Below are 13,756 nucleotides of genomic sequence, written 5' to 3'. Positions count from 1 at the left end.
GGCAGGAAAATCCGCGCCGGTCAAAATTGAAAAACTTGCTGCCGTCAAGGGCATGAATGACATCTTGCCGCCGGACTCGGCGCGCTGGGAGTGGCTGGAGGACAAGGTTCGCGGCCTGATGGGGCGCTATGCCTACCGCAACATTCGCACGCCCATCCTGGAGCACACGCAGCTGTTTGTACGTGGCATCGGCGAGGTCACCGACATTGTCGAGAAGGAGATGTATTCTTTCGAAGACCGCTCCGACAAGCATGGCGACCATGATCACCTGACCATGCGGCCTGAAAATACCGCCAGCGTGGTCAGGGCCGTCACCGAACACAACCTGCTCTATGACGGCGGAAAACGCCTTTATTACATGGGTCCGATGTTCCGCCGTGAGCGGCCCCAGCGTGGTCGCTATCGGCAGTTCCACCAGATCGGTGCCGAAGCCCTGGGCTTTGCGGGTCCCGAAGTGGATGCCGAGTTGATCCTGCTGGCTGCCGCGCTCTGGAAAGAACTTGGCCTGACGGACTGGCGCCTGGAAATCAACAGTCTGGGCCAGCCTGAAGAGCGCGCCCAGCACCGCGCCCAGTTGATCGCCCATTTTGAACAGCATGCGGATGCTCTGGACGAGGAGGCTAAACGGCGCCTGCACAGCAACCCGCTGCGCATTCTCGATACCAAAAATCCGGCCATGAAAGCCGTGGTCGAAAGCGCGCCACGTCTCATCGATTTTCTGGGTTCCCAGTCGCTGGCGCATTTTGAAGGGCTGAAAGCCATTCTGGATGCCAACAGCATTCCCTGGACGCTCAACCATCGACTGGTGCGCGGGCTGGACTATTACAACCTCACGGTGTTTGAATTCGTGACCGACCGATTGGGCGCGCAGGGAACCATTTGCGCGGGGGGGCGCTATGACTACCTGATCGAGCAGATGGGTGGCAAGCCGGCCCCGGCCGTGGGCTGGGCTCTGGGCGTCGAGCGGGTACTCGAACTCATCAAGGAGCAGGGCGCCCTCGTCGAGCATCCAGTGCCGGATGCGTATGCGGTCATCCCTGAAGCCTCTGCGCTTCCGGTCGTGCTGCAAACGCTTCAGGCCTTGCGCGCAGCGGGAATCAGCGTACAGATGCACGCCAGCACCACACCGGAAGGCATGGGCAGCATGAAGTCGCAATTCAAGCGGGCCGATGGCAGCGGCGCCCGGTTTGCGCTGATTTTTGGTGCCGACGAACTGGCCGAAGGCCGCGTTGCCGTCAAACCCCTGCGCAGCGAGAAAGCCGGATCTGCACAGGTCCAGACACTTCAACCGCTGAACGATGTAGCCGCATGGGCGCAGATGCTTTGCAGTAAGACGGCGGTTTGAGCGCCTGTTGGGCACTCTACAATCAATTGATTCAATCCACCCCTTCATCGGGTAGAACTACCAGAGATTTATGGCACAACACCTCGATTTGGAAGAACAGGAACAGCTTGACGAGCTCAAGCATTTCTGGAAGCAGTATGGCAACCTGATTACCTGGGCTTTGATTGTCGTTTTAGGGGCCTTTGCCGCCTGGAACGGCTACCAGTACTGGCAGCGCAGCCAGGCTGCACAGGCTTCGGTGATGTTCGACGAGATCGAGCGCGCCGTACAGTCGGGCGAAACTGCAAGGATTGACCGCGCGCTGGCTGACATGAAAGAGCGTTTCGGCAGTACCGCTTACGCCCAGCAAGCCGGCCTTCTGGCTGCCAAGGCTCACTACGAAAAAGGCAATGCCGATGCCGCCCGCGCCGCCCTGACTTGGGTTGCCGACAAAGTCTCCGATCCGGGTTACCAGGCGGTAGCCAAGCTTCGCCTTGCCGGAATCCTGCTTGAAAAGAAAGCGTATGACGAAGCGCTGCAGCAGGTGTCGGGTGCTTTCCCGAAAGATTTCTCAGGTTTGGTTGCTGACCGGCGCGGTGACATCTTGATGGCGCAAGGCAAGAAAGTCGAAGCCAAAGCCGAGTACGAAAAAGCCTACAAGGCGCTTGACGAGCGTGCCGAATACCGGCGCCTGGTCGAGGTCAAGCTCAATGCGCTGGGTGTTGATCCCGCTGCCGGGCAGGTCAAGCTTGCAACTGCCGAAAATGCCGGAGCGAATAAATGAAAAAACAGTATTTTTGGCCATTTGCGCTTTCTGCACGGGCACCTCTAGCTATTATTAGCATAGCAATCTTGGCCGGTTGTTTTGGTGGCGTGAAAAAGCCCCAGCCCACGGAACTCCAGCCGGTGACGGCCCTGGTCTCGGTTCGCCAAAGCTGGAGCAATCGCATGGGCCAAGTCAGTTTTCCGCTGGATGCGAGCGTTTCCGGCAACAGCGTTGGCGTTGCCAGTGACGACGGCATCGTGGCGCTGCTCGATGCACAAACTGGCCGCGACATCTGGCGGGTGGCGCTGAAGACGCCCATCGCTGCCGGCGTTGGAAGCGATGGAAAAGTGCTTGCCGTCGTCACGAAAGCGAACGAAGTCGTTGCGATGCAGGCTGGACGCGAACTGTGGCGCCAAAAGCTGGCCGCCCAGGCGTTCACGGCTCCGTTTGTTGCGGGCGAACGGGTGTTTGTTCTCGCTGCGGACCGTTCGGTGAATGCCTTTGATGGCCAGACCGGCCGCAAGCTGTGGACCCAGCAGCGTTCCAGTGAACCGCTGGTCCTGCGCCAGTCCGGTGTCATGCTGGCCGTTGGCGACACCCTGGTCGTCGGTCTGGCCGGGCGACTGGCAGGCATGAACCCTGCAGATGGAAGCATTCAATGGGAAGCGCCGATTGCCACGCCGCGCGGCATCAACGACGTTGAGCGGCTGGTTGATCTGGTCGGAAGCGTCAGCCGCGTGGGTGACAGTGTCTGCGTACGGGCTTTTCAGGCCAGCATTGGCTGCGTCAACACTGCCCGTGGCAGCGTGTTGTGGACCAAGCCTGCCAACGGCGTGCAGGGCATTCAGGGCGATGATCGCCTGTTGTTTGGTACCGAAGCCGACGGCACCGTCATGGCCTGGAAACGCACCGATGGCGAGCGTGTCTGGTCCAGCGAGCGTCTGCGTTATCGGGGGCTGACCGCGCCTCTGGTGGCCGGGCGCTCTGTCGTGATTGGCGATGCCACCGGATTTATCCATTTGCTGTCGCGTGAAGATGGCTCCCTGCTCAATCGCCTGAGCACCGACGGCTCGGCAATTTCCGCTGCCCCAGTGCTTGCGGGCAATACCCTGGTCGCCGTCACCCGTAACGGCGGCATTTACGGCTTCCAGCCCGAATAACGGCATCCTTGCCAGAAACTGATTTACTCTTTTGATGAAACCTGTCATTGCGTTAGTTGGCCGCCCGAATGTGGGCAAGTCAACACTTTTTAACCGGCTGACCAAGACGCGGGATGCGATCGTGGCCGACTTTGCCGGGTTGACGCGTGATCGTCATTACGGCAACGGCAAGCTCGGTCCCCACGAGTACATCGTGATCGATACCGGCGGCTTCGAGCCCGATGCCGTCACCGGCATTTACAAGGAAATGGCCAGGCAGACCCGCCAGGCCGTCGCCGAATCCGATGTGGTCATTTTTGTGGTTGATGCGCGCGCCGGCATCAGCGCGCAGGACTACGACATCGCCAACTACCTGCGCAAGCTCGGAAAGCCGACAGTGCTGGCGGCCAACAAGGCCGAGGGCCTGCCTGAAGGCACCCAGGTTTCCGAGTTTTTTGAACTTGGGCTGGGCGAGATGCTGGCCGTTTCCGCGTCCCACGGACAAGGCATGCGCATGCTGGTGGACCTGGCGCTGGCACCGCTCAATCTGCCCGATCCGGCAGAAGAGACCGAGCAGGAAGATCCGGCGGTCATCAAGCTGGCTGTAGCAGGCCGCCCCAACGTCGGAAAATCAACGCTGATCAATACCTGGCTGGGCGAGGAGCGCCTGGTCGCGTTTGACTTGCCCGGAACCACACGGGATGCCATCTCGGTACCGTTTGAGCATGCCGAGCAGAAGTTCGAGCTGATTGATACCGCAGGTCTGCGCCGCAAGGGCAAGGTTTTCGAGGCCATTGAGAAATTCTCGGTCGTCAAAACCCTGCAAGCCATTGAAAATGCCAACGTCGTGCTGCTCCTGCTGGACGCCACGCAGGGCGTGACGGACCAGGATGCGCACATCGCCGGCTACATCCTTGAAAGCGGCCGTGCAGTGGTGCTGGCGGTCAATAAATGGGATGCGGTGGATGCCTACCAGCGTGAACTACTGCAGCGCTCCATTGAAACCCGGCTCGGTTTCCTGAAGTTCGCATCCATTCATCATATTTCAGCCATCAAACGCCAGGGCCTGGGTCCGGTCTGGAAATCGATTATTCAGGCACACGCCTCAGCCAACCGCAAGATGTCCACGCCGGTGCTGACCCGTCTGCTGATGGAAGCGGTGCAATTCCAGCAACCTCAGCGTTCGGGCGTCTTCCGTCCCAAGCTGCGCTACGCCCACCAAGGCGGCATGAACCCGCCCATTGTCATCATTCACGGCAACTCGCTGGATCATGTGACCGAGTCTTACAAGCGTTACCTCGAAGGTCGCATCCGCAAGGAGTTCGATCTGGTTGGCACACCCCTGCGAATCCAACTGAAAAGCTCTGTTAATCCTTTTAAGGACAAGGAATAGGCTTTGCACTACAAACCCACCCAAACGGGTGTGGTATGGTCAAGTTCTATTAACTTTTGAACACGGAAAATATCGTGAGCAATAATAAAGGCCAGCTCTTGCAGGATCCATTTCTCAACACCTTGCGTCGCGAGCATGTTCCTGTTTCGATTTATCTCGTCAATGGGATCAAATTGCAGGGTCAGATCGAATCCTTCGATCAATACGTGGTTCTGCTTCGCAATACCGTCACTCAGATGGTTTACAAGCATGCGATTTCCACCATTGTTCCTGGCCGCGCTGTGAATTTTTCGACGACCGAGTCTGAAGAATCACCAACCAGCTGAGTACGTACTACGCTTTGGTGAAAACACAAGCACTCGCCCTTCTGGTAGGGGTCGATCTGGGCCTTCCCAATTTTGATACGAATCTGCAGGAACTCGGTTTGCTAGCGCAAACTGCAGGCCTGGAGCCTGTGGCGCGCATCACCTGCAAACGCAAGGCTCCGGATGCGGCATTGTTTATTGGCTCGGGCAAGGCTGATGAAATCAAGATGCTGGCGCTCGATACGGGTGCCACTGAGGTTTTGTTCGATCAGTCACTCAGCCCGGCCCAGCAACGCAATCTTGAGCGGCATCTTGAAATGCCGGTCAACGACCGGACGCTGCTGATCCTGGAGATTTTTGCCCAGCGTGCCCGCAGCCATGAAGGCAAGCTTCAGGTTGAACTGGCGCGCTTGCAGTACGTGTCAACACGACTGGTTCGCCGCTGGTCCCATCTGGAGCGGCAAACTGGTGGCGCCGGTGTTCGCGGCGGGCCAGGTGAAAAGCAGATCGAACTTGACAAACGCATGATTGGCGATGCCATCAAGCGCACCAAGGAACGCCTGACCAAAGTCAAAAAACAGCGCCAAACGCAGCGAAAGCAGCGTGAGCGGCGCAATGCATTCTCTATTTCTCTGGTTGGTTACACCAACGCTGGAAAATCCACCCTGTTCAATGCCCTGGTCAAGGCCAGTGCCTATACGGCGGACCAGCTTTTTGCAACGCTGGACACCACCACACGCCAGCTTTATCTCGGCGAGGCGGGTCGCTCTGCCTCGCTGTCGGATACGGTTGGCTTTATTCGCGATTTGCCGCACGGACTGATTGATGCTTTTGCTGCAACCTTGAAGGAAGCCGTCGATGCTGACTTGCTGCTGCATGTGGTCGATGGCTCAAATCCTGACTATCTGGAGCAGATTGAGCAGGTGCAACGCGTGCTGTCCGAGATCGGTGCCGCCGATGTGCCGCAAATACTGGTGTTCAACAAGCTCGATGCCATTGAAAAAAGCAGCTTGCCCCTGCATCTGAAAGACAAGTTCGAACTCAGGGATGCTTTTGAAGGATCCAGCCGCAGTGTCGAACGTGTGTTTGTGAGTGCTAAAACAGGTGAAGGCCTGAATTTGCTTCGCGAGTTGCTGGCGGCTCAGGCTGCGAGCGTGCAGACCAGCGATATTCCCCAAACACCCCAATGATATTGCCCGACCTGGCAATTTCGTTAGGCACAATGTCGGTGTAACAAAAAAGCGAGTTTTTTTCCATGAATTTGAATCCCGTGCTGCAGACGCTGACGAACTTTCCGGGTCGGCTCAAACAACGCGCCCAAGGCATATTCAATCTCAATGATCCGCGCTGGGGCCGGGATGAAGATAAATCATCGTCTGACGGCAACAAGCCTGACGGACCACGCGAAGACCGGCAGCCTCCCAAACCCGGTAATCGCCCACAGGGTCAGGGACCGAATCAGGGGCCTCCAGATCTGGATGAACTCTGGCGCGATTTCAATCGGAAATTGAGTGGTTTGTTTGGCGGGGCCAAAAATGGCGGCAACCGGGGTGGCCTTGGCGGTGGCAACAAGGGCAATGGCGGCAATGGCGGTGGATTTCAGCCTGACATGAAAAACGCCGGTATTGGCGTTGGCCTGATTGCCGCCGTGGTGGCGCTGATCTGGCTGGGAACCGGATTTTTCATCGTCCAGGAAGGTCAGCAAGCGGTGATTACCCAGTTCGGTAAATACCAGTCAACGGTGGGCGCCGGTTTTAACTGGCGTTTGCCGTATCCGATACAGCGCCACGAAATCGTGGTGGTGACCCAGATCCGGTCGGTCGATGTAGGCCGTGACACCATCCTGAAGGCAACCGGCCTGCGCGACTCGGCCATGCTGACTGAAGACGAGAATATTGTCGAGATCAAGTTTGCCGTGCAATACCGCCTGAACAATGCGCGCGCCTATCTGTTCGAAAGCAAGGATCCTTCCGCTGCAGTGGTTCAGGCGGCTGAAACCGCAGTGCGTGAAGTGGTTGGAAAAATGAAAATGGACATGGCTCTTGCCGAAGAGCGCGACCAGATCGGCCCGCGCGTTCGGGTGCTCATGCAGACCATCCTGGACCGCTACAAGGTGGGTGTCGAAGTGGTCGCCATCAATCTGCAGCAAAGTGGTGTGCGCCCGCCCGAGCAGGTGCAGGCCGCATTTGATGATGTGCTCAAGGCCGGACAGGAGCGCGAGCGTGCCAAGAACGAAGCCCAAGCCTATGCCAATGATGTCGTGCCCCGCGCCGTCGGTTCCGCATCACGGCTGAAGGAAGAGGCCGATGCCTACAAGGCTCGTATCGTGGCGCAGGCGCAGGGTGATACGCAGCGTTTCAGCTCGGTCCTGGCCGAATACCAGAAAGCACCGCAGGTAACCCGTGACCGCATGTACACGGACGCCATGCAGCAGGTCTATACCAATGTCACCAAGGTGCTGGTTGAGTCCCGCCAGGGGTCCAACCTGTTGTACCTGCCCCTTGACAAAATCATGCAGATGTCCGGGCAAGCTGGTGGATCGGCAGCTTCCGATCCGTTGCTTGCGCCCGGTGGGGCCGCATCTCCCGCAGCGCAGCCGCCTGCCAACGGCCTGCCTGTCGATTCCCGTGCGCGCGATACCTCCCGCACCCGCGAACGTGAAACCCGCTAAGGAAAACAAAAAGTGAATAGAGTCGGACTTGTCGTTTCTTCGTTGCTGGTGCTGCTGGCGCTGCTCAGTTCCACGTTGTTTGTTGTTGATCAGCGCCAGTTTGGCGTGGTGTATGCACTGGGTCAGATCAAGGAAGTGGTTCTGGAGCCCGGCCTCAATTTCAAGCTGCCCCCGCCTTTCCAGAATGTTTCCTACATTGACCGGCGGCTGCTGACACTTGAAAGCACCGACTCGGAACCCATGCTGACCGCTGAAAAGCAGCGTGTCGTGATTGACTGGTATGTGCGCTGGCGCATCATCAATCCTTCGGAGTACATCCGTAACGTCGGCCTTGATGAGAAGGCGGGCGCCAACCAGCTCAATCGTGTGGTCCGCAACGCTTTTCAGGAAGAAATCAACCGGCGCACCGTCAAGGATCTGCTGTCGCTCAAACGCGAACAGTTGATGGCCGATGTGAAAAAGGAAGTGCTTGCGGTGGTCCGTGGAAGCAGTCCGTGGGGTGTCGATGTGATTGATGTACGAATCACCCGCGTTGATTATGTGGAAGCCATCACTGAATCGGTTTATCGCCGTATGGAGGCCGAGCGCAAGCGGGTGGCCAACGAACTGCGTTCCACCGGTGCTGCTGAAGGCGAAAAAATCCGTGCTGATGCAGACCGCCAGCGTGAAATTACCGTGGCCAATGCTTATCGGGACGCACAGAAAATCAAGGGCGAGGGTGATGCCGAGGCGGCCCGGACTTTTGCTCAATCGTTTGGCCAGGATCCGCAGTTTGCCCAGTTCTACCGCAGCCTGGATGCCTACAAGGCCAGCTTCAGCAAGAAGAGCGATGTGATGGTGGTTGATCCTTCCTCGGATTTCTTCAAGGCCATGCGCGGATCTGGCAGCGCGGCTTCCCGTTAAAAGCAATCTGCCTTGGACTCCGGCACGCTCTGGCAAGCGTTGGCGCTGCTGCTGGTGATCGAGGGGCTTCTGCCCCTTATTTCTCCCTCGGGCTGGCGCCGCATGTTTGAGCAGATTCTTGGCCTGAGCAATGGCCAGATCCGCTTTTTCGGTTTATGCAGCATCGCCATCGGCCTGATTTTTCTGGCAATGCTGGCCTGAGTCCTGGGCTGATCGCACTCCTGTTCCAGCAGTGGTCAGCGGCAGAACTGAACGCAGTATTTCTGCCTGACGGTCACATCCGCCAGCCTGTCAGGCTAAACCATCGCCAAGCCCGGTAAAATGCCGGTTTTAACAGCTCACGAAAATTACAATGCCCGCCTGGTCGTCATCTTGGCAATTGCCCGATCAAATTGCCGATGTCCTGCCCTCCGAGGCGCGTCACATCGAAGAATTGCGCCGTCTGTTCCTGGACACGGCCCGCAGCTACGGTTACGAGCTGGTCATGCCGCCGCTGCTGGAGCACCTGGAGTCGCTGCTGACCGGGACCGGCGAAGCGCTGGACCTGCAAACCTTCAAACTGGTCGATCAGCTGTCTGGCCGCACCCTGGGCCTGCGCGCCGACACCACGCCCCAGGTCGCCCGCATTGATGCGCACCTGCTGAACCGCAGTGGCGTGGCCCGTCTTTGCTATTGCGGCCCGGTGCTGCACACGCGCGCCGACCGGCCCCATGCTACCCGCGAGCCCTTGCAGTTCGGTGCGGAAATTTACGGCCATGCCGGTCTGGAAGCCGATCTTGAGGCCCAGCGGCTCGCGCTGGACTGCCTGAAAGCGGCTGGCGTCACCGACCTGATGGTGGACATGGCGGACGTTCGCATCGTTGCCAGCCTGCTGGCCGGCGCCAGCCTTGGCGCATCCACCCTGGCGCATATCCATGCGGCGCTGGCGGCCAAGGACGCGAGCGAATTGGGCAGTTTGCTCGCTAGCCTGCATGGCGATATTTCATCAGCCGCGCGCGAAGGCATGATGGCGCTGCTGCAGCTCTACGGAGATGAACAGGTGCTGTTTGAGGCTGAAAAAACCCTTCCACGCTTGCCGGGCGTGCATGAAGCGCTACAGAATTTGAAGTGGCTGGCATCGCATGCCCCGGATGTCAAGGTCAGCTTCGACCTGGCCGACCTGCGCGGCTACGCCTATTACAGTGGCGCCCGTTTTGCCATTTACGGCCAGGGCGCCGAACTGGCTCGGGGCGGCCGCTACGACGAGGTTGGCGCCGTCTTTGGCCGCAACCGGCCGGCCGCGGGCTTCAGCCTTGACTTGAAGGAACTGGTCAGCGTGCTGCCGCCGCGCCCCCTGAAAGCGGCTATTTGCGCGCCTTGGGGTGACGATGCCATTTTGAATGCCGCCGTTGCCCGCTTGCGGGCCAACGGCGAAACCGTGACCTGCATGCTGCCCGGCCATGAAAATGAAGTCAATGAATTTGACTGCGACCGCGAACTGGCCCTGAAGGCTGGTCAATGGGTGGTGCAGCCACGCCATTAAGCCGCATCCCGGAAGCGGTACGAAACGCTGTGCGACGGGCCAGACCCCGCGCCGGCTTTATCCATTAGATCCTTAACGAGAACTGAAGATGACAAACAAACCAAGCGCAGCCACCGGCCGCAACGTCGTGGTCGTGGGCACCCAGTGGGGCGACGAAGGCAAGGGCAAGCTGGTCGATTGGCTGACCGAAATGTCGCAGGGCGTGGTGCGCTTCCAGGGCGGCCACAATGCCGGCCACACGCTGGTCATCAACGGCGTCAAGACCGCCTTGCACCTGATTCCCAGCGGCATCATGCGCCCGGGCGTGAAGTGCTACATCGGCAACGGCGTGGTGCTTTCGGCGGCCAAGCTGTTCGAGGAAATCGAAGGACTTGAAAAAGCCGGCGTTGAAGTGCGTTCGCGCCTGCGCATCAGCGAAGCCTGCCCGCTGATCCTGCCTTTCCACGCGGCCATCGACATTGCCCGCGAAACCTTCCGCGAAAAGGGCGGCACCGAGAAGATCGGCACCACCGGCCGCGGCATCGGCCCGGCCTATGAAGACAAGATCGCCCGCCGCGCCCTGCGCGTGCAGGATCTGAAATACCCAGAGCGCTTTGCCGCCAAGCTGCGCGAGTTGCTGGAACTGCACAACTTCGTGCTGACCGGCTTCCTGAATGCGCCGGCCGTTGACTTTGACACGGTGTACAACGAAGCCATGCTGCACGCCGAACTGCTCAAGCCGATGATGGCCGACGTCTCGCGCGAACTCAATGACGCGCACAAGGCCGGCGCGAACCTGCTGTTCGAGGGCGCGCAGGGCACGCTGCTCGACGTGGACCACGGCACCTACCCGTATGTGACCTCCAGTAATTGCGTGGCCGGCAATGCAGCGGCGGGCGCCGGCGTGGGTCCGGGCATGCTGCACTACATCCTGGGCATCACCAAGGCCTATTGCACCCGCGTGGGCGGCGGGCCGTTCCCGACCGAACTCGATTGGGAAAATCCCGGCACGGTCGGCTACCACCTCAGCTCCGTTGGCGCCGAAAAAGGCGTGACCACCGGGCGCAGCCGGCGTTGCGGCTGGTTCGATGCGGCCCTGCTTAAGCGCTCGGCGCAGGTCAACGGCCTGTCGGGCCTGTGCATCACCAAGCTCGACGTGCTGGACGGCATTGAAGAACTCAAGCTGTGCACCGGCTATGAGCTTGACGGTCAGACCACCGACATTTTGCCGATGGGCGCCGATGACATTGCCCGCTGCGTGCCGATTTACGAAACCCTGCCGGGCTGGAGCCAGACCACCGTCGGCGTCACCGAGTACGACAAGCTGCCGGCCGCCGCCCAGCGCTACCTGCAGCGGATCGAGGAGGTGACCGGCGTGCCGGTTCACATGATCTCGACCAGCCCCGACCGGGACCACACCATCCTGCTGCGTAACCCCTACGCGGCCTGATCTCGAAAATTTTAGTGAAATAGGCTGTTTGCGCAATGAATATGGGCGCAGGCAGCTACTAATTCAGGAGCAATTTCATGTTGACCGAAGACGGCAAGCATCTCTACGTCAGCTACGACGAATACCACAACCTGATTGAAAAACTGGCCATCAAGATTCATCAGTCCGGCTGGGAGTTCGACACCATCCTGTGCCTGGCACGGGGTGGCATGCGCCCGGGCGACATTCTGTCGCGCATTTTCGACAAGCCGCTGGCCATCATGTCCACCAGTTCCTACCGCGCCGACGCCGGCACGGTGCAGGGCAAGCTGGACATGGCCCGCTTCATCACCACGCCCAAGGGCGAGATCGCCGGCAGGGTTCTGCTGGTCGATGACCTGGCGGATTCCGGTCACACCCTGCATGCCGTGGTCCAGCAGCTTCGCAGCAACTACCAGCCCATCACCGAACTGCGCAGCGCCGTCATCTGGACCAAAGGCGTTTCGACGTTTCATGCCGACTATTCGGTCGAGACGCTGCCCACCAATCCCTGGATTCACCAGCCGTTCGAGAGCTACGACGCGCTCACGCCGGTGCAGTTGATGGACAAGTGGAAGATATAGCCCCCACGGTCGCTCACTGCGTGTAGTTCCCTGCCCCCCCGAGGGGGCCGCTGCGCCTGCGGCCCGGCGGAGCCGGTTCCGCGGCCCTGGCTGGGGGAGAGGGCGCTTCGGTTTGCCGCTACCATTGTGGGATGAGCCATCCATCCACCCAGCTGATTCACCACCCCTACACCCCGCCAGCAGGTTTTGAGGCCGTTTCACCGGCGGTTCACAAAGCCTCGACAATCATCTTCCCCAGCGTTGCCGCCCTGCGCAACCGGGACTGGAAGCACAAGACCGGCTACACCTACGGCCTGCACGGCACGCCGACCACTTTCACCCTGGAAGAGCGCATCGCCACGCTCGAAGGCGGCCAGTTCTGCACCCTGGTGCCCAGCGGACTGGCGGCTATCGTGCTGGTGGACATGGCTTTGCTCAAGGCCGGCGATGAAGTGCTGATTCCCGACAATGCCTATGGTCCGAACAAGGCCTTTGCGCAGGCCGAACTGGCTTCGTGGGGCATCACCTGCCAGATGTACGACGCCATGAATCCGGCCGATCTGGCCGCAAAACTGACGCTTAAAACCCGCCTGGTCTGGCTGGAAGCGCCCGGTTCCATCACGCTGGAGTTCCCGGACCTTCCCGCGCTGGTGGCGCTCGTGCGGGCGCACAACGCAGCGCCGGGCCAGTCGCATCCTCAGGGCGTGGTCACGGCCCTGGACAACACCTGGGGCGCGGGGCTGGCCTTCAACGCCTTCGCGCTGGGTGCCGACATCTCGGTGCAGGCTCTGACGAAATATCCCAGCGGCGGCGCCGACGTGCTGATGGGCTCGGTGGTCACGAACAGCGAGGCGCTGCACCTGTTGGTGCATTTTTGCCACATGCGCGTGGGCTACGGCGTCAGCGGCAACGATGCCGAACTCGTCCTGCGCGGCCTGAACAGCATGGCCCTGCGCTATGCCGCGCAGGATGCCGCCACGCGCCAGCTGGCCGGCTGGATGCAGGACCAGCCGCAGATCGCCGCCGTGCTGCATCCCGCCCTGCCGGACTCGCCCGGCCATGCCGAATGGAAGCGCGACTGCCTGGGCGCGGCCTGCCTGTTTAGCGCGGTTTTCAGGCCCGAATTCACGCAGGCGCGGATTGACCGCTTCTGCGACAGTCTCAAGCTCTTCAAGCTCGGTTACAGCTGGGCCGGGCCGATGAGCCTGTGCGTGCCGTATGACATGGCGGCTTTGCGCGTCGCCAAACCGTGGCCGCACAAGGGCGGCCTGGTGCGATTTTCTGTCGGCCTGGAGGCGGTGGCCGACCTGCAGGCCGACATCGCCCAGGCTCTTGCCGGACTGTGAGGGGCCTGTGCCCGGGGCCTGACGCCAATGCATTACAGTAAGGGTTACCTATTCACGAAAGCTAAGCTGTGGCAACTCCCAATTACTCCTACGAAAAGCGTCAAAAGGAGCTGGCTAAAAAACGCAAGAAAGAAGACAAGCTCAAGCGCAAGGGTGAAGGCAAACCCGAAGATGACGTGGCTGAAGACGGTGTTCAAGGCTCGGATGCAGCCAGCGACGGCCAGCCGGGCATGCCGCCCGCCGAATCAGCTTCCTGAATCGCCTGAACTGTATTTTGGCCCTGAATTTAAGAAAATAAAGCCTTTTACGCTTGATACACGGGCGCTGTCAGCTATTTAATTGATAGCGAAACCGTGCTGAAGTTCTTGAAACCCGAC

14 protein-coding genes are annotated in these 13,756 nt (G+C 59.8%); all 14 read left to right on the top strand.

Annotated features, from left to right (window positions below):
- Nucleotides 1-25 precede the first annotated feature (25 nt).
- Complete coding sequence (gene hisS / locus ABLV49_RS11015; protein WP_349281679.1) at nucleotides 26-1,345, top strand: histidine--tRNA ligase; 1,320 nt, start codon at nucleotides 26-28, stop codon at nucleotides 1,343-1,345.
- A 70-nt stretch (nucleotides 1,346-1,415) separates the two neighbouring features.
- Nucleotides 1,416-2,108, top strand: a complete 693-nt coding sequence (locus tag ABLV49_RS11010) for a YfgM family protein (protein ID WP_349276455.1) — start codon at nucleotides 1,416-1,418, stop codon at nucleotides 2,106-2,108.
- Entirely contained in the window at nucleotides 2,105-3,250 is a 1,146-nt protein-coding gene (gene bamB, locus ABLV49_RS11005) for an outer membrane protein assembly factor BamB (RefSeq protein ID WP_349276454.1), read from the top strand. The genes ABLV49_RS11010 and bamB overlap by 4 nt, the downstream gene beginning before the upstream one ends.
- Before the next feature lie 34 nt (nucleotides 3,251-3,284).
- The gene (gene der / locus ABLV49_RS11000; RefSeq protein WP_349276453.1) at nucleotides 3,285-4,622 is read left to right on the top strand and encodes a ribosome biogenesis GTPase Der; all 1,338 of its coding nucleotides are present in this window, start codon (nucleotides 3,285-3,287) and stop codon (nucleotides 4,620-4,622) included.
- Nucleotides 4,623-4,678: 56 nt separating this feature from the next.
- Nucleotides 4,679-4,948: an RNA chaperone Hfq gene (gene hfq, locus ABLV49_RS10995; protein ID WP_349276452.1), complete on the top strand. Its 270-nt coding sequence runs from the start codon at nucleotides 4,679-4,681 to the stop codon at nucleotides 4,946-4,948.
- A gap of 17 nt (nucleotides 4,949-4,965) precedes the next feature.
- Nucleotides 4,966-6,117 (top strand): GTPase HflX, encoded by a 1,152-nt coding sequence (gene hflX / locus ABLV49_RS10990; protein WP_349276451.1) that lies wholly within the window; start codon nucleotides 4,966-4,968, stop codon nucleotides 6,115-6,117.
- Nucleotides 6,118-6,182: 65 nt separating this feature from the next.
- Nucleotides 6,183-7,598, top strand: a complete 1,416-nt coding sequence (hflK, locus tag ABLV49_RS10985) for an FtsH protease activity modulator HflK (RefSeq protein ID WP_349276450.1) — start codon at nucleotides 6,183-6,185, stop codon at nucleotides 7,596-7,598.
- 12 nt (nucleotides 7,599-7,610) lie between these two features.
- Nucleotides 7,611-8,501 carry a protease modulator HflC gene (gene hflC / locus ABLV49_RS10980; protein WP_349276449.1) on the top strand — a complete coding sequence of 297 codons (891 nt, stop codon included), beginning with the start codon at nucleotides 7,611-7,613 and terminating at the stop codon, nucleotides 8,499-8,501.
- Between the two features lie 12 nt (nucleotides 8,502-8,513).
- Nucleotides 8,514-8,702: a DUF2065 domain-containing protein gene (locus tag ABLV49_RS10975; protein WP_011801272.1), complete on the top strand. Its 189-nt coding sequence runs from the start codon at nucleotides 8,514-8,516 to the stop codon at nucleotides 8,700-8,702.
- A gap of 151 nt (nucleotides 8,703-8,853) precedes the next feature.
- A complete protein-coding gene (locus tag ABLV49_RS10970; RefSeq protein ID WP_349276448.1) occupies nucleotides 8,854-10,023 on the top strand; it encodes an ATP phosphoribosyltransferase regulatory subunit in 1,170 nt (389 codons plus the stop codon).
- Nucleotides 10,024-10,111: 88 nt separating this feature from the next.
- Entirely contained in the window at nucleotides 10,112-11,452 is a 1,341-nt protein-coding gene (locus tag ABLV49_RS10965) for an adenylosuccinate synthase (protein ID WP_349276447.1), read from the top strand.
- Between the two features lie 77 nt (nucleotides 11,453-11,529).
- Nucleotides 11,530-12,054 carry a phosphoribosyltransferase gene (locus ABLV49_RS10960; RefSeq protein WP_349276446.1) on the top strand — a complete coding sequence of 175 codons (525 nt, stop codon included), beginning with the start codon at nucleotides 11,530-11,532 and terminating at the stop codon, nucleotides 12,052-12,054.
- A 131-nt stretch (nucleotides 12,055-12,185) separates the two neighbouring features.
- Nucleotides 12,186-13,379 carry a PLP-dependent transferase gene (locus ABLV49_RS10955; protein ID WP_349276445.1) on the top strand — a complete coding sequence of 398 codons (1,194 nt, stop codon included), beginning with the start codon at nucleotides 12,186-12,188 and terminating at the stop codon, nucleotides 13,377-13,379.
- A gap of 68 nt (nucleotides 13,380-13,447) precedes the next feature.
- Entirely contained in the window at nucleotides 13,448-13,636 is a 189-nt protein-coding gene (locus ABLV49_RS10950; RefSeq protein ID WP_011801277.1) for a hypothetical protein, read from the top strand.
- Nucleotides 13,637-13,756 lie beyond the last annotated feature (120 nt).

This window comes from Polaromonas hydrogenivorans, assembly GCF_040105105.1.
GTDB classification, from domain to species: Bacteria; Pseudomonadota; Gammaproteobacteria; order Burkholderiales; family Burkholderiaceae_C; genus Polaromonas; species Polaromonas hydrogenivorans.
The sequence above is the reverse complement of the archived record's forward strand: the minus strand, read 5'-3'. Positions and strand labels throughout refer to the sequence as shown.

What these genes read in the sequence shown, in the direction of transcription:
- ABLV49_RS11010 (WP_349276455.1), top strand. Translation starts at nt 1,416, where the DNA reads ATGGCACAACACCTCGATTTGGAAGAACAGGAACAGCTTGACGAGCTC.
- bamB (WP_349276454.1), top strand. Translation starts at nt 2,105, where the DNA reads ATGAAAAAACAGTATTTTTGGCCATTTGCGCTTTCTGCACGGGCACCT.
- der (WP_349276453.1), top strand. Translation starts at nt 3,285, where the DNA reads ATGAAACCTGTCATTGCGTTAGTTGGCCGCCCGAATGTGGGCAAGTCA.
- hflK (WP_349276450.1), top strand. Translation starts at nt 6,183, where the DNA reads ATGAATTTGAATCCCGTGCTGCAGACGCTGACGAACTTTCCGGGTCGG.
- ABLV49_RS10970 (WP_349276448.1), top strand. Translation starts at nt 8,854, where the DNA reads ATGCCCGCCTGGTCGTCATCTTGGCAATTGCCCGATCAAATTGCCGAT.
- ABLV49_RS10965 (WP_349276447.1), top strand. Translation starts at nt 10,112, where the DNA reads ATGACAAACAAACCAAGCGCAGCCACCGGCCGCAACGTCGTGGTCGTG.
- ABLV49_RS10960 (WP_349276446.1), top strand. Translation starts at nt 11,530, where the DNA reads ATGTTGACCGAAGACGGCAAGCATCTCTACGTCAGCTACGACGAATAC.
- ABLV49_RS10955 (WP_349276445.1), top strand. Translation starts at nt 12,186, where the DNA reads ATGAGCCATCCATCCACCCAGCTGATTCACCACCCCTACACCCCGCCA.